General features: G+C 58.6%; 20 protein-coding genes. 11 read left to right on the plus strand and 9 right to left on the minus strand.

Annotated elements, in window-relative coordinates; all coding sequences use genetic code 11:
* Positions 1-84: 84 nt before the first annotated feature.
* From JOE39_RS04940 to JOE39_RS04950, 3 genes are all read right to left on the minus strand, one after another.
* Positions 85-813 carry a DUF4198 domain-containing protein gene (locus JOE39_RS04940; RefSeq protein ID WP_003396117.1) on the minus strand — a complete coding sequence of 243 codons (729 nt, stop codon included), beginning with the start codon at positions 811-813 and terminating at the stop codon, positions 85-87.
* 53 nt (positions 814-866) lie between these two features.
* Positions 867-2,978 carry a TonB-dependent siderophore receptor gene (locus JOE39_RS04945; protein WP_032660772.1) on the minus strand — a complete coding sequence of 704 codons (2,112 nt, stop codon included), beginning with the start codon at positions 2,976-2,978 and terminating at the stop codon, positions 867-869.
* Between the two features lie 184 nt (positions 2,979-3,162).
* Positions 3,163-4,464, minus strand: coding sequence for an Nramp family divalent metal transporter (locus JOE39_RS04950; protein ID WP_046265741.1), 1,302 nt, complete (start codon positions 4,462-4,464; stop codon positions 3,163-3,165).
* A 161-nt stretch (positions 4,465-4,625) separates the two neighbouring features.
* On the opposite strand from JOE39_RS04950, the gene JOE39_RS04955 reads away from it, so the two are divergent.
* Positions 4,626-5,375: a carbon-nitrogen hydrolase family protein gene (locus JOE39_RS04955; protein WP_046265740.1), complete on the plus strand. Its 750-nt coding sequence runs from the start codon at positions 4,626-4,628 to the stop codon at positions 5,373-5,375.
* A gap of 6 nt (positions 5,376-5,381) precedes the next feature.
* Here JOE39_RS04955 and JOE39_RS04960 read toward each other — a convergent pair whose 3' ends face one another.
* The 3 genes from JOE39_RS04960 to JOE39_RS04970 all read right to left on the minus strand — a co-directional run bounded on the left by JOE39_RS04960 (position 5,382) and on the right by JOE39_RS04970 (position 7,297).
* Complete coding sequence (locus JOE39_RS04960) at positions 5,382-6,635, minus strand: MFS transporter (protein WP_003423883.1); 1,254 nt, start codon at positions 6,633-6,635, stop codon at positions 5,382-5,384.
* Positions 6,636-6,740: 105 nt separating this feature from the next.
* The gene (locus tag JOE39_RS04965) at positions 6,741-6,923 is read right to left on the minus strand and encodes a DUF1289 domain-containing protein (protein ID WP_003315517.1); all 183 of its coding nucleotides are present in this window, start codon (positions 6,921-6,923) and stop codon (positions 6,741-6,743) included.
* A 2-nt stretch (positions 6,924-6,925) separates the two neighbouring features.
* Positions 6,926-7,297 carry a hypothetical protein gene (locus JOE39_RS04970; protein WP_003315516.1) on the minus strand — a complete coding sequence of 124 codons (372 nt, stop codon included), beginning with the start codon at positions 7,295-7,297 and terminating at the stop codon, positions 6,926-6,928.
* A gap of 366 nt (positions 7,298-7,663) precedes the next feature.
* Between JOE39_RS04970 and JOE39_RS04975 the strand changes: the two genes are divergently transcribed.
* From JOE39_RS04975 to JOE39_RS05005, 7 genes are all read left to right on the plus strand, one after another.
* Positions 7,664-8,164, plus strand: coding sequence for a type VI secretion system tube protein Hcp (locus JOE39_RS04975; RefSeq protein WP_003315515.1), 501 nt, complete (start codon positions 7,664-7,666; stop codon positions 8,162-8,164).
* A gap of 23 nt (positions 8,165-8,187) precedes the next feature.
* The gene (locus JOE39_RS04980; RefSeq protein WP_010410307.1) at positions 8,188-8,718 is read left to right on the plus strand and encodes a DUF2778 domain-containing protein; all 531 of its coding nucleotides are present in this window, start codon (positions 8,188-8,190) and stop codon (positions 8,716-8,718) included.
* Positions 8,715-9,011: a hypothetical protein gene (locus JOE39_RS04985; RefSeq protein ID WP_010410310.1), complete on the plus strand. Its 297-nt coding sequence runs from the start codon at positions 8,715-8,717 to the stop codon at positions 9,009-9,011. Before JOE39_RS04980 ends, JOE39_RS04985 begins: the two co-directional genes overlap by 4 nt.
* Positions 9,012-9,146: 135 nt before the next feature.
* Complete coding sequence (locus JOE39_RS04990) at positions 9,147-10,238, plus strand: SMP-30/gluconolactonase/LRE family protein (RefSeq protein WP_024665548.1); 1,092 nt, start codon at positions 9,147-9,149, stop codon at positions 10,236-10,238.
* 108 nt (positions 10,239-10,346) lie between these two features.
* Positions 10,347-11,183 (plus strand): DUF1206 domain-containing protein, encoded by an 837-nt coding sequence (locus JOE39_RS04995; RefSeq protein ID WP_016567949.1) that lies wholly within the window; start codon positions 10,347-10,349, stop codon positions 11,181-11,183.
* A gap of 208 nt (positions 11,184-11,391) precedes the next feature.
* The gene (locus JOE39_RS05000) at positions 11,392-13,377 is read left to right on the plus strand and encodes a methyl-accepting chemotaxis protein (RefSeq protein WP_029572250.1); all 1,986 of its coding nucleotides are present in this window, start codon (positions 11,392-11,394) and stop codon (positions 13,375-13,377) included.
* 18 nt (positions 13,378-13,395) lie between these two features.
* Positions 13,396-14,316: a substrate-binding domain-containing protein gene (locus tag JOE39_RS05005; RefSeq protein ID WP_210077743.1), complete on the plus strand. Its 921-nt coding sequence runs from the start codon at positions 13,396-13,398 to the stop codon at positions 14,314-14,316.
* A gap of 97 nt (positions 14,317-14,413) precedes the next feature.
* Here JOE39_RS05005 and JOE39_RS05010 read toward each other — a convergent pair whose 3' ends face one another.
* Positions 14,414-15,358, minus strand: a complete 945-nt coding sequence (locus JOE39_RS05010; RefSeq protein WP_010410330.1) for a DNA/RNA non-specific endonuclease — start codon at positions 15,356-15,358, stop codon at positions 14,414-14,416.
* Positions 15,359-15,563: 205 nt separating this feature from the next.
* Here JOE39_RS05010 and JOE39_RS05015 point away from each other — a divergent pair, with 205 nt between their 5' ends.
* From JOE39_RS05015 to JOE39_RS05025, 3 genes are all read left to right on the plus strand, one after another.
* Positions 15,564-17,177: a HAMP domain-containing methyl-accepting chemotaxis protein gene (locus JOE39_RS05015; protein WP_017278418.1), complete on the plus strand. Its 1,614-nt coding sequence runs from the start codon at positions 15,564-15,566 to the stop codon at positions 17,175-17,177.
* Between the two features lie 162 nt (positions 17,178-17,339).
* Positions 17,340-19,136: a methyl-accepting chemotaxis protein gene (locus JOE39_RS05020; protein ID WP_010410346.1), complete on the plus strand. Its 1,797-nt coding sequence runs from the start codon at positions 17,340-17,342 to the stop codon at positions 19,134-19,136.
* A 178-nt stretch (positions 19,137-19,314) separates the two neighbouring features.
* Positions 19,315-19,626: a DUF6482 family protein gene (locus JOE39_RS05025; protein WP_026175206.1), complete on the plus strand. Its 312-nt coding sequence runs from the start codon at positions 19,315-19,317 to the stop codon at positions 19,624-19,626.
* A gap of 6 nt (positions 19,627-19,632) precedes the next feature.
* Here the strand turns inward: JOE39_RS05025 and JOE39_RS05030 are convergent, their stop codons facing one another.
* Positions 19,633-20,034 carry a RidA family protein gene (locus JOE39_RS05030; protein WP_003396086.1) on the minus strand — a complete coding sequence of 134 codons (402 nt, stop codon included), beginning with the start codon at positions 20,032-20,034 and terminating at the stop codon, positions 19,633-19,635.
* Positions 20,035-20,097: 63 nt separating this feature from the next.
* The gene (locus JOE39_RS05035; protein ID WP_057445291.1) at positions 20,098-22,074 is read right to left on the minus strand and encodes a DNA topoisomerase III; all 1,977 of its coding nucleotides are present in this window, start codon (positions 22,072-22,074) and stop codon (positions 20,098-20,100) included.
* Positions 22,075-22,134 lie beyond the last annotated feature (60 nt).

The following is a 22,134-nucleotide window of genomic DNA, read 5'->3' on the forward strand; positions in this document are numbered from 1 at the left end:
CAGCTGGGAGAGCGGAGCTCAGGCTCACGCTCCTGAAGACAGAAAACGCCTGCAGCAGGCGTTTTCCGGAAGCAGGAAGGGGGTTTACTCGTGATGCGCCTCACCAACAAACGTAAGGGAAGTAAACAAGCCGCGTTCGGCGATGTCGGCGTTGTCCTTGACCGGCAGCGTGACCTCGGCCGCGATGATGTTCAGCCCCTCGTTACGCACGATGACGCTGGCCAGACCTTGTGCATCGGTTTCGGCGCTGACGACATCCGGTGCACTGCGGTAATCGCCGATCAGCTTGATACCGGCGGCGGGTTTGCCGTCGATCAGTACGCGCACCGGCAGTGGTTTGCCTGCGCCGACTTTCAAGGGGTCGGTCTGCGGCACGATCACGAAATTCAGTTTGTTGAACGTTGGCAGGTGCGCGCCTTCGGCGTAAATGGCCACGCTGTATTTGAAGGTGTGGATGGAGTCGGTGCCGTTGGGCACCTTGCTGCGGCCCTCGTTGATCCATTGCTTCTCGGCGTTGCGCGTCCACATGCCGTTATCCAGCGCAACGCTCATGACCGCAGGCGGCTTGAGCGGCACCAGACGCGCGTGGTCTTCAAGGCGTTGTACCGTCACCGGGATCATTTTGCCCTGCAGGTCGTAGGCCCATGCGCCGCTGACTTTCTGCGCCTTGAAGGCGTTGTCTTCGGCGCCATGACCGTAGACCACTTCGATATTGCCGCGACGCTGTTCGGTCCACAGACCGTGCGCATTGACGTGACTGGCGAACAGAGCGCCGAGTAGGCCCAGGGCCAGGAAAGGTTTGCTTGAAAGCATGATGCGTCCTTGTTGTTGGGAGCGGGGTGTATTGATCCGGGTTGTCATGGGCGTCAGAGGCTGAGGGTCAGGCTGACCGTGAAGTTGCGCGGTTCGCCAGGCGCGACCCAGTAGTTGCTGTAGGAGCGCTCGTAGTATTTTTCATCGAAAATGTTGTTCAGGTTCAGACCCACTGTGACGTTGTCGCTGGCTTTGTAATGCGCCAACAGGTCTACGGTCTGGTAGGCCGGCAGTTCGAAGTCAGAGCCCGACTGCCCCGAGCGGTCGCCGACGTAGGTGTACGCAGCGCCCACGTCCGAGCCGCGCAATGCGCCTTCCTGGAACTCATAGACGCCCAGCAGGCTGCCGCTGTGTTTGGCGACACCGAGGATGCGACTGCCGGTGGGGATGCTCTGGTCGCCCTTGGTCACTTCGGCGTCAATGTAGGCGAAGGCACCGATGACCCGAATGGCTTCGCTGACCTGCCCGGTAAATTGCAGATCCAAGCCCTGGCTGCGAGCCTTGCCCACCGCACGATTGGTGTCGGTGCCCGGATCCAGCGCGAGAACGTTTTCCTTTTCGATATGAAAGGCGGCGAGGGTAGTGCTCAGGCGATCGTCGAACAGTTCGCTCTTGATCCCGACTTCGTAGCCGACGCCTTCTTCCGGGTCGAAGGTTTTGCCGGCGGCATCCAGGCCATTGTTGGGCTTGAACGAGGTGGAGGCGTTGACGAACAGGCCGACCTGCGGTGTGAGTTGATAAAGCAACCCGGCGCGCTGAGTGAAAGCGTCCTGGCGCTGCCCGGAGGTGGCGTTGGTGGTGAAGTCATCGACCTGCTGATCGAAGTGCTCGTAGCGTGCCCCGATCATGCCGCGCAGCTTGTCGGTAAAGACAATCTGGTCCTGCAGGTTCAGCGCGCGGCTTTCGATATGCTCGTAAAAATCAGTACCGGAGCGTGCGCCGGCGGGCTTCGGCTGGCCGTAGACCGGGTTGTAGATGTCGATGGCGTAGGGGCTGCCGGCGATGGTCGTGACGCGTTCGTTCTTGCGATAGTTCTCGTACTCGGTGCCGATCAGCACTTCGTGCTCGACCCCCATGCCATCGAAACGGCCGCGTAACTCTAACTGGGTGATGCTGTCATGCCAATTATTGTCGCGCTCCCGATAACGCCGATTGACGGTGTGCCCGTCGGCGTTCAGCGGGCGCGCCTCGCTGGCAAAACCCGACATCTCGCCCTGCTTGTAATGGCTGGCCAGACGTAGCGACCAGACATCGTTGAGCTGGTGGTCCAGGGCGAACTGGACCATGTTGTTGTCGTTATCGATGTCATCGTCCGGCTCGCCGAGGAAGGTCGAGCGCGACACGCCGCTCCACTTGTTATTGGGGGCGACCACACCTCGGTCGAAAGTCGATGTGTGGCGTACGAACTCGGTTTCCACCAGCAGACTGGTGTCAGGGTTCAATTGCCAGCTGAAGGACGGGGCGACAAATACCCGTTTGCTCTCTACATGGTCACGAAAGCTGTTGTTGTCTTCGACGGCCAGATTGACCCGCGAAAGCAGATTGCCTTCTTCATCCAGCGGCGTGTTGACGTCCAGCGCGGTGCGATAGCGATCCCAACTGCCTGCGCTGGTCTGCAAGGTGGTAAAGGCTTCACGCTGGGGTTTCTTGGTGACGATGTTGACCGTGCCGCCCGGATCGCCACGCCCGTACAGGCTGGCGGCAGGGCCTTTCAGCACTTCGATGCGTTCAATGTTTGCGGCATCTGGCGTGGCAGGGTAGCCGCGGTTGGCGCTGAAGCCATCCTTGTAGAACTCGGAAGTGGTAAAGCCGCGGATGCTGTACTCGTAAAGCGTCAGCCCGCCGAAGTTATTCTGCTTCGATACGCCGCCGGCAAAATCCAGCGCGCGCTCGACATTGTTGCTGCCAAGGTCCTTGAGCACTGAGGCAGGTACGACGCTGATCGACTGCGGGATATCCGCGATGGCAGTGTCGGTTTTGGTGGCCGTGGCCGAGCGGGTGGCGCGGTAGCCCTGGATCGGGCTGGTGGCGGTCTCGTACTGATAGTCGGAGGTGACGTTGACGCTTTCCAGTTCAATGGTCTGCGGGCCTTCCTCCGCGTATCCCGTATTGCCCAAAACCCCGATTGCCAAGCCTGCCAGAGACGCGATTCTACGAGACGACATGTGAGACTTCCTGATGATAATAGATACAATATAACATCTCTGTTGAGAACTATTGTTGTTTGTTCAAGGGAGATGTAACCGTTGCGTCTATCAGCAGGCATTCCGGCCGTGAGGCTCAGTATTCAGGTGGGATCGGGGAGCACGCGCGAGGTCCATTTCCGTTGAGGAAATAGACCTTGCTCACTCATGCCAGCAACTCCGTCCCTAACTGAAACGCCACCCACAACGCCAGTCCGGTGGCGAAGGTCAGCGCGATGTTTTCGAACCAGTTGTTACGGTATTCCTTGCTCAGCAGTGACTTCTGATTGGACATGATCAGCAGCCCCAGCGAGATGACGGGCAACCCGATGATATTCAGCGCGTTGACGCCCAGCGTAAGGGTCACGAAGTCCGGCATGCCGGGCAGCGACCAGATCAGCGGGGTGACCAGAATGAACAGCATGAACCACCGGTGCATCGGGTCGTGGTGGAACACTTTGCCGTAGCGTTCGCGGCGCTTGGGCTGGATGTGCTGGAAGGCATCGGTGATCAGCATCGGAAAGGCTGTGGTCTTGCCGGAAATACTGGCGAACAGCGTGGCGAATACGCCGATGAAGAAGATGTACCAGCCCAGCGGGCCGAAGAAGATCTCCAGCGCCTTGCCCAAGTCCGCCAGGGTGTTGACCTGAATACCGTTGGGCCGCAGGATTTCGACACCCACCACCCAGATAGCCAGGTTGATGACGATGCCGACGATCACCGCGAACAGCAGATCGTTGCGCTGGATGCGCTTGTGCTCGGGGCCGGTCCAGCCTTTTTCACGCATCACGTAAGGGTGGACGAAGTTGGCGATCGACCCGGCCACGGCGCCGATCACCGAGACCGCCACCAGCAGAGCGCCGTGCACGCCTTCATCAGGCGGAATACTGAAGCCGATGGTGCCCTTGATGATGCCGGTGACATCGGGTCCGGACATGATCGCCAGGGTCAGAAACGCCAGGGTCATGATGGCCAGCAGCACCTTCATCACGCCTTCGATCATTGCGTAGATATTGCGCCCCACCAACAGCCACACGGCAATCACCACTGCGACGGAGCAGAGCAGTGGCTGGTCGATGTGCAGCAGCATGGCAAGCGCCTCGCCAGCGCCTTTGATCATGTAGGCGTTGATCAAATGTCCCATGAGCAATGCGTAGCCAAGCATGAACCAGGCAAACAGCGGATGCAGCTGCGCGTAACCCTGAAGGATGGTCATGCCCTGGTTATTGCAGAGCTGGAAGCGGGCGATGATGTTGACGATCAGAAACCTGAGCAACAGCGAAATCGCCAGTACCCACATCATGGCGTAACCATAGCTGGCGCCTGCAACCGATGAGGTGATCAGATCGCCCGCGCCCAGCCAGGACAGTACGGCGATGATGCCGGGCCCCAATAACCTGGCAAGTTTCTTGAAACGAGGTTCGGCTACTGGCGTGGCCGTTTCTTTGAGAGACGGGGTTTGCGGCATGCGGTGAATCTCCGTTTTTTATTGTAATGAGATGTCAGTCACTGCCAGACAAGATAGGACGTCATACAACGTGGGTCGTTGGTAAAAATGTAACTATGTGTGAACCAGCTGCAACGCGGGCTAAGCTTGCGTCTGCCAGTCTCGTCTTCTCTGGAGAGCCAATGACGTTTCCAATACTCGCCGCTGCCCAATTCTGCTCTGCGCGGGGAGATATCGAACACAATCTCTCCGGGCACCTGGCGTTCATGCAACAGGCATCTGAGCTGGGCGCCAGTTACTTGCTGTTTCCCGAGTTGTCACTGACAGGCTACGAGCCGGAATTGGCTCGCGAGTTGGCCCTGCTTGCCGACGATGCGCGTCTGGCGCCGCTCGTGGCATTGGCGGTGAAATTGCGACTGACCACCACGCTTGGCATGCCGCTCAGGGGGCCGAACGACAGCGTCTTGATTGGCGCGCTGACCTTCACCGCCGCGGGCGATGTCATCGCCTACGCCAAGCAATATCTGCATCCCGGGGAAGACGTCGTGTTCAGCGCCGGCAACCAGGACTGCTATCTGCCACTTGATCAGCACCGTATCGGTCTGTGCGTGTGTGCAGACTTCGCCCACGCCGAGCACGCGCAACGCATGGCGCAAGGCGGATCCTGGGTGTACGCAGCCAGTGTGCTGATCTCGCCGGGCGGCTATGAATACGATGCCGGATTGCTTTCGGGGCATGCCCGCCGTCACTCGCTGCCGGTGTTGATGGCCAATCATGGTGGGCCGACTGGCGGATGGCAGTCGGCGGGGCGTAGTGGTCTGTGGGACCAGGCAGGGCGCTGGGTTGGCGGGATGGAAGGTGGAAGTGGCGGTCTGGTAGTCGCAACCCGCCAGCGCGAGGGCTGGCAGGTCAAGGCGGTTACGGTGGACTAAGGGTGGTCACGCGCCCACGGCATTGTCCGGTTTGAGCCCGGTTTCGTTATGCGAGCGCGAAAGGGTCTCCGGCACCGTCAGCCACAACAGGCAGAACGCTACCGCTGCCACACCGGCGAGGGTCAGAAATGCCGCGCTGTAACCTGCTGCATGCACGACAAAACCCGCCAGGCTGTTGCTCAGCGCTGCACCCAGCCCGAACAGCGTGGACAGCGCACCCAGACTCACGTTGAAACGCCCGCTGCCTTGAGTGAGGTCCTTGACCATCAATGGGAACAGGGCACCGAACAGGCCAGCGCCGATGCCGTCGAGCATCTGCACCGCCACCAGCCAATAGGGATCATCGGAGAGGGTGTACAGCACACCGCGAATCGGCAAGAACAGAAAGCCGGCCAGCAACAGTGGCTTACGCCCCCAGACATCCGCTTTCATGCCGACCAGCAGCGCGGCCGGCACCATCACCAGTTGGGCCGCGACAATGCACGCCGAGGTCAGCGGTGTCGCCATCTGCATATTGATTTGTGACAGCTTCTGGCTAACCAGCGGCAGCATTGCTGCGTTGGCCAGATGGAACAGCGCGCAGCAGATACCGAACATCAGCAGCGGCTTGTTGCTTAACAGCGCAGAAAGGCCTGACGGCTGGTGACCACTGACCTCGTGGCTGGCGTCGAAGCCCCGAGCCACGTCGTGATCGATCGCGTCTGCGGAAACGAAGCTGACCGCGACAATACTCGCCAGCGCCATGGCGGCCATCAGGTAAAACACCGCGATAGGACCGAAGAGGTAGGCGAAGCCGCCAGCCAGAAGGGCTGCGCAGGCATTACCAGCGTGGTTGAAGGTTTCGTTGCGCCCGGTACGGCGGGTAAACGCTTTGGGCCCGGTGATGCCCAGCGAAATGGCCGCGATGGCCGGTGCAAATACCGAGGCCGCAATGCTGCTCAACGCCTGGGTCAGGGCGACCACGGAAAAAGACGAAGTAAAGGGCAGAATCAGGCAACTCAGCGTCACCAACAAGGCCGCCACGCCGATCATGGCGCGCTTGTAGGGCGTTCGGTCGATTAGCGCCCCGGCAGGTGTCTGGGTCAGCAGCCCGGCAATACCGGCAATGGTCATCACCACGCCGATGCTGGCCGGGTCCCATTTGTGCACCGCCAGCAGATAGATCGCCAGATACGGTCCCAGGCCATCGCGCACATCGGCAAGGAAGAAATTCAGACTGTCCAGTGAAAGGGTGTTGCGGCGATCTGCATGACTGACCAAGAGTGAAGTTCCTGTAATTCGTCCGACTCCAGGCAACCGAGTCACGGGTAATACTGACCCGGGCCGTTTTAAAGAAGTTTCCGCACCCAAGATGAAATTTAGGCTTCAAATGCTCTTTTTCTGCAGGCTTTTCAGCCTCTGGGTCGCGCGTTGCACCGCAGCCATCTTTTCAGGCCTTTTCATGCGCTTCCACTTGCGGATATCGTCCTTGGTACGTCCGCAGCTCACGCACAGATCCCCGCTGAGCTGGCACACGGAAATGCACGGGTTTTCGATGTCCTTGGCCATGCTCAACCTCGTCTGGCGTATTTGCGTTTGATGCGCTGCTGCCAGTCGCCTGCATTCTCGCGCAGGCACTGCTCTTCGCAGTCGACATGCACATGCGCCGCTGCATTCGACAGGCTGACCTGAGCATCGTCAAGTGCCTCTACCGTGAGACCGATCATGCGCTTGTCCAACCCGCGCTCCAGCGCAGCGTTCTTGTCAGCCAGCGTATCAAACACCCACACCACCTGCAGGCTGGCCGGGAACGCCGCGTAATCGACTTCATGAGTCAGCCAGCAGAAACCGGGCATCTCGGCCTTGGCGGTCTCGCAGGCGTGCGTCAGTGCGCTCACCAGACGCCGATCTGTCTGGGCCTGTTCGCGTTTGCTGGATGGCATGGGGGGCCTTGGAGTGTAGAGGGAAAGATGGTCACGATACCTGATTGCTGGTTTTGCTTACAGGCTGAGGCAATCAAGAATGTGGAAGCTGGGTTCCGAGTTGGCCTCAGATTAAGTACATAACTGTGAGGTCTTGTTTATTTTTAAACGTTTCGGTGTGACGTGTCCTTCATTATCTACAGATAAGGACGATAGCGCTAACATGTGTTGTTCGGGCATCCTTGTGTGCATTGAATTATTGCTTGTCGAGCTGGCGACGTTTTAATCGGCTAAGGAGTGTTCAGTGATTGTGTCTCATATAGGTGTGTTTGGCACTTTATTTGTAGATTATAGGTCTTTTGTTAACTGTACGCAGGGGGTAGTGCTATGGCGTTTGATACTTACATGCAGATCGAGGGTGTTCCTGGCGAATCCCTTGACGCTGTATTTAAAGATTGGATAGAGCTTTCGGATTTTGATGTAGGTGCAAGCCAGTCAGCGTCGGCGACGACAACAAGCGCTGGTGGGGCAAGCAACGGGCGAGCCAGTATGAGCGATTTCTTTTTCCGTAAAGCTGTTGATAAATCTACCCCCAAGCTCCATGAGGCTTGCTGCAGTGGTAAGCATTTCAAAGAGGTCACTATCGCTGTAAATCGTGCAGGTACGGAAAAAATAAAATATCTGGAGATAAAGCTTGAAGAGGTAATAATTTCTTCGGTGTCTCTGAATGGCAATGGCTCGATTGAAAGTGGTTTTCCAACTGAAACAGTGCGCCTTAATTATGGGCGCATAAAAATGCTCTATACCCAGCAGAAGCGATCCGATGGTCAAGGCGGCGGACAAGTAGCGGGTGGTTGGGATGGTATAAAAAATAGAGTCTACGCTTAGTTTTTGCCAAGGAAGGGTGTTGCATGTCGGAAAATACCAATAATTCTAATGTTGCATATTGCAGCTTTTCATTAAACAGTGAATTCGTGAGCACTTTGCGTTGTGGTCAAGCTAGCTATGAAGCGTTCTCGGGTATGGGGGCTCCGTTTGTTAACAATCCTCAATATCAGTCTGTTCAGGGGAAAGGTGCAATTCCAGCTGGGCGATATTTTATTGTTGATCGGCAAAGTGGGGGCAGGTTCGGTTGGGTTAGAGAGCCGTTACAAGACTTTTTGGCTGGCACAGAAAGAGGAGAGTGGTTTGGTCTCTATAGAGATGACGGGGAAGTTGATGATCAGACAACGGTTGATAATATACGGCGTGGCGCGTTTAGGCTCCACCCCGTCGGGCCGCGTGGTCTAAGCGAAGGCTGCATTACTCTTAATTCTCAGATTGGTTTCGATGAGCTTAAGAAGTATCTTCGCAGCCAGAGGGGGGAGGTTATCAGCGGAACGAATCTCAAGTATTATGGGGTAATAGATGTGGTCGGTGCTGGCGATAAAAATTCCAAATGAAGAAGATAACGAAACTCATCGTGATGGGCGTTTTGGTTTTGGTACTGGCTGCGCTGCTCACTAAGTGGGTTGTCGCTTCAGGCTTTATTGGCTGGCTTCTTAGAACTGAAACAGGCCTCGATATGTATGCTTCAACAGTGAGTGCGCTGGGCATAATCGGTGGCGAGGATGGAGAGTTCATGCTTCTTGCCTTGATGGTATTCGTAATGCTGGTTCCATCGGCGTTTCTTGTGGGCGCTGCAGCTAAAAGGCTTCATACGTTCAGAGCAAAACGGCAGTCATGCAGCAAATAAGAGAGCCGGCAGATAATACGCAGTGCTGTCTGATAGCACACGGCCATTATTCAAGCCATCCAGCGGTATCTTGTAGGATGACGTGCGGCCGCAAGACGCGCGCCTTTCCGACAATAAAGATAATGGATGCTCATCATGGACTTCTCATCGCCAGGCAATACACCTGATCACAGCCGCAGGGGCTTTCTTAAACAGTCACTGGCCGTTTCGGCGACCGTGGCCGCCATTGGCGCATTGCCGCGTCTTTCCAGCGCTCAGCCGCTGACCCAGCGTTATCCCGACCCGCTGGTCAGTGTGCTGGACGACAGCTTTACCCACATACGAATCTTCAATGCCAGCGTTGAGAAGCTGGCCAGCGGCATGCGCTGGGCCGAAGGGCCTGTGTGGATCGGTGACGGTCGCTACTTGCTGGTCAGCGACATTGCCAACAATCGCATCATGCGTTGGGATGAGGTAACGGGTGAGCTGTCGGTGTACCGCGAGCACTCGAACTTTTCCAATGGCATGTGTCGTGACCGTCAGGGAAGGCTGCTGGTTTGTGAGGGCTCCAGCACGACCAATGAGGGGCGGCGGGTGACGCGTACCGAGTACAACGGGCGTATCACCGTGCTGGCCGACAGCTTTGAGGGCAAACCTTTCAATTCGCCCAACGATATCGCCTGCAAACGTGATGGGTCTATCTGGTTCACCGATCCCACCTTCCAGGCCGAAAGCAACTACGAAGGTCAAAAGGTCAAGCAGGAGCAACCCTTCGGCGTCTATCGCATAGACCCCTCGAACGGCAAGGTCTCCAGAGTGATTGATGATCTGGCAGGTCCGAACGGCCTGTGCTTTTCGCCGGACGAGAAAACCTTGTACGTTGTTGAAGGACGCGCCAAACCCCACGGCCTGATCTGGGCGATAGCGGTCAACGAAGACGGCACGCTGGGCGAGCGGCGCAAGCTTATCGAAGGCCTGGACTACGCGGCCATCGACGGCATCAAGTGCGACGACGGCGGCAACCTGTGGTGCGGCTGGGGCGGTAACGGTGATCCCAAGGCGGATATGGAGAAACTCGACGGCGTGCGAGTGTTCAACCCTCAAGGCAAGGCCATCGGTCATATCAGTCTGCCCGAACGCTGCGCCAATATCTGTTTCGGCGGGCGAGAGGGCAATCGGCTGTTCATGGCCAGCAGCCATTCGCTTTATTCGGTGTTCGTGAACGCGCGCGGTGCTACGTTTGCCTGACGGCGCGTGACCCGATGACGGCGCATGACACGACGCGTCGTCAATCGGGTCGAACCCCTTGGGCCGTGCCCGGTCTGTTCCTGTAATTACTTTCAGGGATAGTTATTTATGTCGGCGCAACGCGGCCTGGTTCTACTTGCACGAGGCGGTTATGCCGCCCGTGGTGTTGTTTATCTGATTATCGGTCTGTTCGCGGTACTGGCGGCGCAGGGCTCCTCGCAGCCGGCCGACAGCCACAGCAGTCTTGAAGCGCTGTTGAGCCAGCCCTTCGGCGGCGTTCTGGTCGGGGTGGTGATCGTCGGTCTGTTGGCGTTCGCGGCATGGCGAGTCCTGCAGGCTACCCGGGACGTTGACCATCATGGCCGCGAACTCAAAGGGCTGGTGATTCGCGGCGGTCTGTTGGTGGGGGGCTTTACGTACGGCGCACTGGCGTTTTTTGCCCTCGGCCTGCTGGTCAGTGGGCTGAAGAGCTCCGGAGGCTCATCGGATGGCGGGCAGGCCAAGGACCTGCTGGCAGCCATTTTGTCCTGGGATCATTCCAATCTGCTGGTCTATGTGGTCGCCCTGGTGCCCCTGGGGCTGGGCATTGTGCACATCATCAAGGGCTACAAGGCGTCCTTCGAGAAGTATTTCGAGGCCGACGAAGACGTCATGAAATACGTGCGTCCGGTATCGCGCTTCGGCCTGATCGCCCGCGGCGTGGCGTTCATCGAAATCGCCGTATTACTGGCGGTCAGCGGCTCCAGTTATCAGGCCATGCACCCGCCGGGCATGAAAGATGCGCTCAACGGTTTGCAGGATCTGCCCGCAGGCGGCCTGGTATTGCTGATCGTGGCACTTGGGCTGATTGCGTTTTCGGTGTACAGCTTTGCTCAGGCGGCCTGGCGCCGGATCAATATGGACGTGCCTGATGCGCCGGAGGCCGTGGCGCGTCATTTCCGCTGAACACCCGCATTTGGCAGAGGACTGCGTGACGTCTCAGGTCAGGCAGTCCGTTTCAGGGGTGCCTGCCAGTAAAAATAATGTGATCTACGTCTCAAGTCGCCCTTGGTGCGGCCGACATTCTCTTTAGCGCTGCGATCATTTTCCGGACTGACGTTCTCCACGCGGGCCCGGATCAGATTCAGCGCAATAAAAATAAAAGAGGATAGCCATGACCATTCTTCAGCGAGTGATCGGTGGATTTGCTGTGCTGGTGGTACTGCTGCTCGCCATGGCAGGTATCAGCTATCAAAGCACTCATTCCATAAGCGATCGGATCAGCGTCATCACAGGGCAATCCGCACCCTTGAGCAGGGCGGCGAGCGAGCTATACGTGCATGTGCTGCGCGCCAACCAGGCACTGCTCGGGGTTCTGGTCAGCACTGATCCCAAACAGATCGACGATGGCAAGCAGCCGTTCAACGAGAGCATGACCCGGTTCAATCAGTTGCTGGACAGCACGCCTGCCTATATTGGCGATCATGCTGAACTGCGCGACAACCTGAACCAGCAACGCCAACTGAGTGCTGCTTATGCCGAGCAGGCGCAGACGCTGATTGCCAGCCATCGACAGCACGTTCTGCAGGCACTTCAGAGCCGAGTGTTGCAGGGCTACAGCAGCAGTCAGGGCGCGCAACTGACCGGTTATCTTCGTGACTATATTGCCCGCGAGCGCAACGCCGGTTCCGCCGAGACGGTGGCAGCGGGGGAAAAGCTGCTACTGGAGGTCGGCAAATCCTACGATGGTCTGGCTGCCCATGCCGCCACACCGAATATTCAGACCTTGCAGCGCGTACTCAACTTGCAGGATGAGGTGATCAGTACCCGCACACGGGAGCTCATCGCAGCCGACCCGCGCGCTGGCCGGATTGCCGCAGTGATGGTCAACCGCCTGCTTAACGATCTGACTGGCAGCGACGGCGTTTATCAGGCCTACAGGCAGGAAGCGGCACTCGCCGAGCAGGTCGACAAGCAGCGCCAGGCAGCGGAAACCCGTCTTCAAGCAACGCTGGGCAAGATCGGCGAGTTCGGCAATCAGTCACTGGCGGTGGCCAACGAGGCCAAGGCCGGGGCGGATTCGACGATTGCCACCAGCCTTAGCCTGTTGCTGATCGCCTGCCTGCTGGCCGTCATGGCGGCAGCAATCATCGGCACATGGGTCGCCTTCAGCCTTCGTCGCCCTCTGGCTGCGTTTCGCGAGGTTTTGAAGACGCTCACCAGTGGCGACATGCGGGTACGTTTCGACGTCAGCCGCCGCGATGAGTTTGGTGAGTTGGGTGGTTATCTCAATGAATTCACCCAGTCGTTGCAACAGACGTTTCGTCAGCTGATCGGGTCGGCCGACAACCTGGCGCTGACCGCCAGCCAGAACGCGCAGATCAGTGAGCAGACGACCCGCGTAGTGGACGAGCAGAAGGATCGGCTCAACTCTGCCGCGTCAGCCATGACTGAAATGGAGAGCACGGTCGAGGAAGTCGCCCGTCGGGCTCAGGACACACGCGGCGCGGTGGACAGCACCAGTCAGCTGACCGGGAAAGTGCAAAAGCGCGTGGCTGAAACCATCGTCAACATTCGCCAGCAGGCTGAACAGGTCAACAAGGCGTCTGCGGTGACCGACGAGTTGCAGAAATACGGGCAGAACATCGACGGTATCGTCGACGCCATTCGCACCATTGCCGAACAGACCAACCTGCTGGCGCTCAACGCCGCCATCGAAGCGGCGCGGGCTGGCGAGCAGGGCAGGGGCTTTGCGGTGGTGGCCGATGAGGTACGCTCGCTGGCCAGTCGCACTCAGACCTCCACCAGCGAAATCCAGGAAATGATCGGCCAGATGCAGAGCAAGATCCATTCGGCGGTAGAGGTGATGAACGAAAGCCAGATCCAGTCCGACCATTGCGTGACACTGGCTTCCGGCGCTGATCAATTGCTGGTGGAAATGGGCGAGGCGGTGGATGTGATTCGCGACATGAACATTCAGATCGCTGCGGCCACCGAACAGCAAAGCGCGACGGTGCAGGAGACCAGTCGCATGGTCACGCACATCAACGATTCCGCCCAGCAGGCCGCCGACGGTGCCGAGCAATCGGCAATCAGCAGTCAGGACCTGTCGAAAATGGCCAGGGATCAGCGCGAGCTGCTTCATCATTTCAGCGTTTAACGCCCCGGGAGTCAGAACATGAAACAGTGGTTATCGATTTCCCTGAGTGCAAGCCTGCTGTTCGTTGGCCTGGCGCAGGCTGCCACGCCGCTGATCGGTGTAGGCATGGCCAAATACAACGACAACTTCCAGACCATCCTGCGCCACGGCGTGGAGAAACAGGTAGCCCTGCTGGACGCCGACATTTTCATGGAAAACGGCCAGGACGACGTGGAGCTGCAGATGCGGCAGTTTCGCAATCTGGTGAACTCGAAAGTCGATGCCATCGTCGTCGCAATGGTGAGTGGCAAAAGTGCGCCGGAAATGATGCGTCTGGCCAACGAGGCCAAGGTGCCGCTGGTATTCGTCAATCGCAATCCTGAGCCTGCCAAGTGGCCTGCGCTGACGGCGTTCGTCGGCTCTGACGAACTGGAATCCGGCACATTGCAGATGGAAGAGCTGGCCCGCCGCGCCAATTACAAGGGCAATGTGGTGATTCTGGTCGGCGACCCGAGCAACAAATCATCGGTCATGCGTACCGAGGACGTGGAGAAGGTGGTCGCCAAGTACCCGGACATGAAGGTCATGCAGAAGAAAATCGGCAACTGGGAGCGCAGTCAGGCTGCGACCATCGTGATTGAATGGGTCAAGCAGGGCGTGGACTTCTCCATCATCGCTGCCAACAATGACGAAATGGCCATTGGGGCAATCATGGGGCTGGAAAAAACCGGCAAAAAGGCGGGTGATTATCTGGTGGGCGGGATCGATGGCACCCCGGACGGTTTGAAGCTGATGGCTGAAGGCAAGATGGCGGTGAGCGTGTTTCAGGATGCGCTCGGGCAGGCCGACGGCGCAGTGGATGCCGCGATGCGCATGGCGCGCGGCGAAACCCTGGCGTCCCCGGTCATCTGGGTGCCGTTCAAGCTCATTACTCCGGAAAATCGTCAGCAGTTCGAGTAGTGCTCAGGTTACAAACGTGTGGCGCCGGGCGTCACACGTTTGTGTCCTTGCTGCACACTCGGGATCGAACGTGGAGCAGGGCGCGCTTATCGGCAAGTCAGACCCGGATATCCTGCGGTCCACGGATCTGGGCTTCGATGCGTGTGCCGGTCAGGCGCTCTTCGTTGGAGAACCCGTCGTAGCTGGACAGGTCGCCAAAGCGGATACCGGTGAGTTGCTCGATCTGCGCGACGCTGCGTTGCCAGGTTTTGAGCGGGCCGAACATGATGTCCAGCTTGCCCAGCTCGCGGGTCTGGTCGATCATGTAGGCGCTGGCCGAAGGCTTGCCGTCATCGCCGAGAAAGGCCACGACTTTCCAGAATGCAGAGGGGATTTTGACATTGCGGTAGCTGCGGTCGTCGTCGCGCAGCACCGGGCCGGTGAACACCGTTACCCGTGATTTCCAGCGTCGTGTGTTGTCGAGAATGTAATCCTCGAGTTCCAGCCAGGTCTTCTGGTTGAACGCACCCATCTGCGGCGAGCAGTTGGTGAAGTGGAAGGTGTCACTGTTGGCAACTTCGGCTTCCTTGCCCCAGTTAGGGTCCTGACGCCGAACCAGATGGCCGCGATCCAGCAGGTTGTCGGCGTATACGCTTTCGCCAATCTGCGCTTCGGCAGGCAGACGGCCGTCGAAGGCCCAGGAATCCTTGCTGCGCTTGACCTCTACGCTATTGGCACCATCAATGTTGACGCCGACATACAGTGCCAGACGCCGACTGCGCGACATGGTGATGGAAAAGTGTGTGTAATCGAGGCGATCCCCGGTGTCCTTCAACGGATAGACATCAGGCGCCAGTTCCTCGTCGACAGTCGGCCAGGGCACGATGAAATCACCGAGGAAGTTCTCGGCATAGCCGGTGCGCTTTTTCAAGTCGCTTGCCGGTGTGGTGCGCGGTGCGGCCAGCGCCTGTGGCTCGAGTAATGCTGTAGTCGACGTCAGCGGTCTGAGGTCGGCAAGGCGGGGCCGGTAGGCGAGATCGATGGCGAACTTCTTGTCAGGCACAGTGTTTGCTCCTGTGGGGGATTGAATGTCGTTAGTTCACCATAGACGCGTTACAGAGCGGCGTCAGGCCGGACGGTCAAGGTTATTGTCTGCCGATTCGACAACATCCGCTAAATAGGCCTAAGTATCTGGCAACGTGCGTCGATAAGCTGTTGATAAGAGCAATCCGCAGCTCGCGTTATTTCATTGACCGGAGGGCTACAGGATGTCGATAAAACTACGTCTGTTCTTGCTGATAGGCACCAGTGTACTGACCGTCATGATCATCAGCCTGGTCAACTACCTGGGTAATACGCGCATGGAGGCGGCGATGCTCGACAGTGAAGTCAGCATGGCTGCGCTGGGCAATCACCTGCAAGCCGACATGATGCACGACGCGCTGCGCGCCGATGTGCTGTCAGCGATGCTGTTCGGCCTTGGCAGGAGCAACAGTTCGCGTGATGAAGTGCAGGTGTCGCTCAATGAGCATGCCGCACTGTTTCGCAAGGTCGTGAGCGATAACCTGCAACTGCCGCTCACCGATGCCATCAAGGCAGAACTCAGCAGGATCAAGCCTAGCCTCGACGCCTATATCAGCGCAGGCGAGCGGATTGTCGGGCTGGCCATCGACAGCCCGGACCGCGCGCAGCAAGAGCTGGGTACATTTTCCAGCGCCTTCACGCAACTGGAGGGGCAGATGTCGAGCTTGAGTGACCTGATCGAGGACAATTCCAAAGCCAGCGGCGAGCGCACTCGTCAGGCGATTAGCAGTGCCAATGTGACCTTGGCGGTCGTGCTTTCGATCAGTATTTTGCTGCTGCTGATCCAGGGGCATTGGGTGACGCGCAGCATCATGATCCCGCTCGCGTCCGCCAGCCGTATTGCCGACAGTATTGCCCATGGCAACCTGCGCGAACCTATCGCCGAGTCCCGTGGCCGTGACGAAGCCAGCATGCTGATTCGCAGCCTGGCGATCATGCAGCGTGACCTGCGCAGCATGATCGAAGTGGTGCGCAGCAATGCCAACGACGTCAGTGGTATGAGCCGTCAGCTCAGCAGTGGTTGCCATGAGGTGGCCGACAGCAGCCGGCAACAGAGTTCGGCAGCCGGCACCATGTCGGCGGCGACCAGCGAGATGACCGCAAGCATTGAAGAAATCACCCGGCATGCCGGGCAGGCCCTGGAAATGGCCAGTCAGGCCGAATCCCTGGCCAAGAACGGCGGTCGGGTAATCCATCAGGTGGTCAGTGACATGGACAGCATTGCCCGTTCGGCGCAGCAGTCGGCTCAGGTGATCCGTACGCTGGACAAGGACTCGGAAGGAATCTTCAATATTATTCAGGTCATCAAGGGCATTGCCGACCAGACCAACCTGCTGGCACTCAACGCGGCCATCGAAGCCGCCCGCGCTGGCGAGCAGGGCCGTGGGTTTGCCGTGGTAGCCGACGAGGTGCGCAGCCTGGCGGGGCGCACCAGTGCGTCCACTCAGGAAATCACCACCATGGTTGCGCGCATTCAGCAGAGCACCCGTGAGGCGGTCACCAGCATGGAAGCCGGTGTGGCTCAGGTCGACAAGGGCATGGCGGTCACCGCCGAAGTGGAACGTGCGATCAGCGATATCCTGGATGCCACGTTGAGCACCACGCAACTGGTCAACGACATCACCCGCACCATTGGTGAGCAAAGCCTGGCGAGTAATGAAATCGCTCATCAGGTAGAAATGATTGCCAGCATGTCCGAGGGCAATAGCCGGGTCATCGGCCAGACCGCCAGTACCACTGACGAACTGTCGGTAATGGCCGGGCAGCTTTCACAATCGGTCGATCGCTTTCAGTTGTGATATCAAATTGCCCAGCTCTGCAGTACTCTGCGGCGCGAAAAGCACCGTGAGCTGCGTGGTCGAAGTTTTTCCGCCTCCGCTGAAGGCGAACGCATTAAAGCTTTGGTAGCGACAGACGTTAACCATCGCACCGGAATCACCCTTGTACCCAGGAGCAGCAAAATGCAGACGTTAAAGGCTTTGTACGAGTCAGTTGAAAAGCAGTTTTTCAACACGCTGACCAAGAAGCTATCGAGCCTTTTCCTGCTGGTCTTGGTCAGCGCCTTGCTGTATTGGGTCGCGTTGAACATTCGTTCCGACATCATGCTGCAATTGCGCGGCACGCAAACGGACCCTGCCGCGCTGGGCGTGATCCAGAGTCAGCTTGATCTGCTGAGCAATGCGATTCTGTTGAGCACGCTGTTCACGCTGGTCATGGTCAGTTTCATGGTCTGGTATTTCCGCCACCTGATCGTGCGTCCTGTGATGTCCATGACCCGCGCGCTCGAAGAGGTCGCCAGCGGTGAGGGTGATCTGTCGAAGGATCTGCCGTTGCTCACTCATGATGAAATTCGCGGGCTGGCCAGTACCTGCAATCTCTTTCTGGCCAAACAGCGCGAGATCATCAGCAGCATTCAAGGGCTGACTGTACAGATCGCCGTCGAGTCGGCGCGTTCGCTGAAGAACATCAGTGATTCCAGCGACAGCGCAACCGATCAGGCACGCTTCGCCAGAGAAGTGATGGACCAGAGCAACATGGCAGTGGGCAGCATCGAGGACGTCTCGCAACAGACCCAGGGCATTTCCAGCACCACCGCGCAGAACTTGAGCATGGCGCGCGATTCTTATGCCGAATTGCTGGAAGTGACCGGAAACATCAGCCAGATATCCAGCAGCCTCAATGAGTTCGGTGGACTGGTATCCGGCTTGAATGAGCGTTCATCAAGCATCAAGTCGATTGTCGGCCTTATTCAGCAGATTTCTTCGCAAACCAACCTGCTGGCGCTCAATGCGGCCATCGAAGCGGCGCGGGCGGGGGAGAGTGGTCGAGGTTTCGCGGTGGTGGCTGACGAGGTGCGCACGCTGGCGCAAAACGTCAGTAAAGCCACTGACGACATCTCGCGCAACATCGACGCTATGCTTCAGGAAGTCAGCTCCACACACGAACAGACCATCCAGATCAGCCACAGCGCCCGAGAAACCCAACTGGTGGTAGAGCGCGCGTCCGGCCATTTCGAAAGCATGATCGGCGATTTCGAGTCGACCAACGACAAGCTCGCCGACATCGCTGCGCACATTCAGCAGTTTGCCTCTACAAACACGGGGATCAATGAACGGGTAACGCGGATCTATTCCGATAGCCAGGCCATCGACCAGCGCATGCAGCACTCCGCGACGGCCACCCGGGATCTTTCCAGCGTGGCCGAGCAGGTGCAGGCGCTGTTGGGGCGATTTGTGCTTGGGCATGGCGAACTGGATGCGGCGATCACTCGCGCTAGCCAGTGCCGTGACATTCTGCAAGCACGCCTGGTCGAGCTGCATAAACAGGGCGTCAATCTGTTCGATCAGAGTTACAAGCTGATTCCGGGCACAGACCCCAAACAATACACCACCGGTTACACCGAGCGTTTTGCGCAAATCTGCCAGGAAGAATGCGACAAGCTGACCAAGGGCACACGCGGCGGCAAGGTTACCTTCATCGTCGACAGCAAGGGCTATTGCCCGGTCAATAACAGCTGGGTATCGCAAAAACCTACCGGCAATCGTGAAGTCGATCTGCCGGTGTGCCGTAACAAACGTATGTTCTCCGACCCGATTGGTCTGCGCGCCGCAGGCAACAAGCAGCGTTTTCTGTTGCAGACTTACCTGCGCGATACCGGCGAGATCATGACCGAAATCGATGTGCCGTTCTTCTTCGAGGGGCGCCACTGGGGCAACTTGCGGATGGGCTTCGACGCAGCGCTGCTATTGGGTAAATAAGCGAGGGCGCGACGTGCGCGCCCGGTGTTCGATGCTGACCCACAGTGACATCGCTCAATGTGTTTCATGCACTGACGGCAGGCGTGTTCAGGCTGGCCTGACCCGAAAGGACTGAACGTTTGCGCCAATAAAAGCTCCATTTTCAAGCGGCGCTGATTTCCAGAACGCCACCGGAGGTGTGACTTTGAACATTCAAGACCTGACCAAGCATGTAAAGGATCAAACGGTTCGTGAACTCGATCTGATCTCCATGGAAGGCGGTTCCTACGTGCTGCACGCAAAGCTCGACGGCGAGTCTGTGCCGGTGGAAGATTCGAGCGGAAAAACCCTGCACGTTGCTTCGGTGGAAGAGGCGCGCAAGGTGCTGTCTTCGGTGTCTGACGTAAAACTGTTCATGACCCAGGCCGTGGCGCATGACGAAATGGTCGGTCTTGACGATGTTCGGGCCCAGTCTTCGCGGCACGAGATACCCTTGCGCTCCAGCCTGTGATGTCGATCAGGTGCTGTTGCGCCTGACCGCAACGCACTTGATTTCGAGCAGCAACCCGGGGTGCGCCAGTTCGGCAACGCCGATGCAGGTCCAGGCACATTGGCCACGCGGGAAAATGCGGTTTTTCACTTCACGAAACACCGCCATGTGCTCGCTCATTGCAACGTGATAAGTGGTCATGTCGACGATATCGTCGAAGGTGCAGCCGCCCTCGGCGAGTACGGAGCGCAGATTTTCCCAGCAGGCGATGAATTGCGCCTCTGGATTGAGAATGACTTCCATATCCCGCGTACGCCCCACCTGGCCCGCGCAGTACAGGGTATCCCCAACCCTGACCGCAGGCGCATAGCCTGCACGGTCCATGATCGACTGCATGGTGGGCGGAATGATGAGCTCTCGGTCTGACATGTTGTAACACCTGTTTGTAACGCTTGAATGTGCAGTGGCTGATCTGGCTATCGCCGTTCCGGCCTACGCCTTGGCGGCCGGTCTGGCAGCACGCCGTGGCTTTTTCGCCGCAGTGTCCGCTGTGGCGGTGGAGGTCTTGGCGACGCGCTTTGTGGTCTTGCGTTTTTTCTTCCAGGGCGGCGCAACGCCTGCCGGGCTGGCCGGCCCGCTGATGCTCATACGCATGCCGACGCAACGGCTGACCTGTTTGCTCATCCACGCCGCCTGTTTGGCAACGAACTCTTCGAGGCTCATTTCGCCGCTCTGGACCATGTCCAGCGCCTGCTCCCAGATGGCGGTAGTGCCCGGATCGGCGATGGCACGCGGCACGGCGTCGATCAGGCTGAAGGCCGCCGGTGCTGCGCACAGCGATTTGCCCTGCTTGGTCAGGTAGCCACGGTCCAGCAGGCCTTGAATGATCCCGGCGCGGGTGGCTTCGGTGCCGATGCCGGTGGTGTCCTTGAGCTTCTGTTTGAGCAGCGGGTCTTCCACCAGTTTGGCGACGTTCTTCATCGCCTTGATCAGGTCTCCCTCGGTGAACGGTTTCGGCGGCTGGGTCCAGAGGTCCTTGAGGATGACCTCGGCGATTGCACACTCGCAGCCCTGAAACAATGCCGGCAACGGCTGCGGGGCAGGCGCTTCGCGACCCTTGGCCGGGGCCAGCGCTTCGGGCATTGCACGCTTCCAGCCCGGCTCGACAATCTGCTTGCCCACCGCACGCAGCGCGTGGCCTGCACAGTCGAAGTCAGCCTGGGTGCGGTCGTATTCATGGTTGGGCAGAAACTGGGCCAGGTAACGCGCCCTGATCAGGGTATACACCGCTCGCGGTTTGCCGGTCAGACGTTCTACGCCACGCACCGCCGCGGTGGGAATGATGCCGTGGTGCGCCGTCACTTTGCTGTCATTCCAGGCCCGTGACCGACGTTGTGGGTCGAGGTGCGGGGAAAGGCCTGCCAGTGCAGGGTCGGCCTTGCACAGCGCCGCGATGATGCCTGCGGCTTCACCGTGCTGACTGTTCGGCAGGTACCCGCAATCGCTGCGCGGGTAGGTGATGACCTTGTGGGTTTCATACAAGGACTGGGCGATGTCGAGGGTTTCCTGCGCGCCGAGCCCGAGCTTCTTCGAACAGATTTCCTGCAGGGTGCCCAGGTCGAACGGCAAGGGCGCGGCTTCGCGAATGCGCTCGGTGCGCAGCTTGGCCAGTCGTGCGCTGGTTGTGGCGTGCATGTCGTGCGCAGCCTGTTGCGCCAGCGCCTGGTTCAGGCAGCGGTCCTGATCGTCGCAGGCGTCCGACGGCGCGCGCCACTGGGCAATGAAGGCCTGATTGTCATGCAGCAGCCTGACGTCAATCGCCCAGTAGGGCGCCGGGACGAAGTTGGCGATGCTGCGATCACGGTCTACCACCAGTCGCAGGGTCGGGGTTTGTACCCGGCCCACTGGCAACACGCCCTGATAACCGGATTGTCGACCCAGCAGGGTGAACAGACGGCTCATGTTCATGCCGATCAGCCAGTCGGCGCGTGATCGGCCCAGTGCCGAGTGATACAGGCTGAACGTGTCGGCACCGGGCTTGAGCGCCGCCAGCGCCTTGCGAATCGAGGCGTCATCCAGTGCCGACAGCCACAAGCGCTGAATCGGCCCGCGATAGCGACAGTGCTCGATCAGTTCGCGGGCGATCATTTCGCCCTCACGGTCGGCATCGGTGGCGATCACCAGTTCCCGGGCTTCACCCAGCAGTCGTTTGACTGCCTTGAACTGGCTGGCAGTTCTGGGCTTGACCAGCATCTTCCATTTTTCCGGAACAATGGGCAGGTCTTCCAGCACCCAGCGTTTGTAACGTGCATCGTAGGCATCGGGCGGGGCGGTTTCCAGCAGGTGGCCGATGCACCAGGTCACCGTCGCATTGGCACCCACCCAGCAGCCGTCGCCACGCCGGGTCGCGCCGAGCGCAGCCGCAATGTCTTTGGCCTGGGAAGGTTTTTCGCAGAGAAACAGCCGCATGACTACCGTCGTCGATTACCGGTGCAAGGGCTGCAAGGATGAACGTTGAATGCGTAGCGG

It is taken from the genome of Pseudomonas sp. PvP100, from assembly GCF_017833055.1.
Taxonomy (GTDB): Bacteria; Pseudomonadota; Gammaproteobacteria; order Pseudomonadales; family Pseudomonadaceae; genus Aquipseudomonas; species Aquipseudomonas syringae.

What these genes read in the sequence shown, in the direction of transcription:
- JOE39_RS04940 (WP_003396117.1), bottom strand. Translation starts at nt 813, where the DNA reads ATGCTTTCAAGCAAACCTTTCCTGGCCCTGGGCCTACTCGGCGCTCTG.
- JOE39_RS04945 (WP_032660772.1), bottom strand. Translation starts at nt 2,978, where the DNA reads ATGTCGTCTCGTAGAATCGCGTCTCTGGCAGGCTTGGCAATCGGGGTT.
- JOE39_RS04950 (WP_046265741.1), bottom strand. Translation starts at nt 4,464, where the DNA reads ATGCCGCAAACCCCGTCTCTCAAAGAAACGGCCACGCCAGTAGCCGAA.
- JOE39_RS04955 (WP_046265740.1), top strand. Translation starts at nt 4,626, where the DNA reads ATGACGTTTCCAATACTCGCCGCTGCCCAATTCTGCTCTGCGCGGGGA.
- JOE39_RS04965 (WP_003315517.1), bottom strand. Translation starts at nt 6,923, where the DNA reads ATGGCCAAGGACATCGAAAACCCGTGCATTTCCGTGTGCCAGCTCAGC.
- JOE39_RS04970 (WP_003315516.1), bottom strand. Translation starts at nt 7,297, where the DNA reads ATGCCATCCAGCAAACGCGAACAGGCCCAGACAGATCGGCGTCTGGTG.
- JOE39_RS04975 (WP_003315515.1), top strand. Translation starts at nt 7,664, where the DNA reads ATGGCGTTTGATACTTACATGCAGATCGAGGGTGTTCCTGGCGAATCC.
- JOE39_RS04980 (WP_010410307.1), top strand. Translation starts at nt 8,188, where the DNA reads ATGTCGGAAAATACCAATAATTCTAATGTTGCATATTGCAGCTTTTCA.
- JOE39_RS04985 (WP_010410310.1), top strand. Translation starts at nt 8,715, where the DNA reads ATGAAGAAGATAACGAAACTCATCGTGATGGGCGTTTTGGTTTTGGTA.
- JOE39_RS04990 (WP_024665548.1), top strand. Translation starts at nt 9,147, where the DNA reads ATGGACTTCTCATCGCCAGGCAATACACCTGATCACAGCCGCAGGGGC.
- JOE39_RS04995 (WP_016567949.1), top strand. Translation starts at nt 10,347, where the DNA reads ATGTCGGCGCAACGCGGCCTGGTTCTACTTGCACGAGGCGGTTATGCC.
- JOE39_RS05000 (WP_029572250.1), top strand. Translation starts at nt 11,392, where the DNA reads ATGACCATTCTTCAGCGAGTGATCGGTGGATTTGCTGTGCTGGTGGTA.
- JOE39_RS05005 (WP_210077743.1), top strand. Translation starts at nt 13,396, where the DNA reads ATGAAACAGTGGTTATCGATTTCCCTGAGTGCAAGCCTGCTGTTCGTT.
- JOE39_RS05015 (WP_017278418.1), top strand. Translation starts at nt 15,564, where the DNA reads ATGTCGATAAAACTACGTCTGTTCTTGCTGATAGGCACCAGTGTACTG.
- JOE39_RS05020 (WP_010410346.1), top strand. Translation starts at nt 17,340, where the DNA reads ATGCAGACGTTAAAGGCTTTGTACGAGTCAGTTGAAAAGCAGTTTTTC.
- JOE39_RS05030 (WP_003396086.1), bottom strand. Translation starts at nt 20,034, where the DNA reads ATGTCAGACCGAGAGCTCATCATTCCGCCCACCATGCAGTCGATCATG.
- JOE39_RS05035 (WP_057445291.1), bottom strand. Translation starts at nt 22,074, where the DNA reads ATGCGGCTGTTTCTCTGCGAAAAACCTTCCCAGGCCAAAGACATTGCG.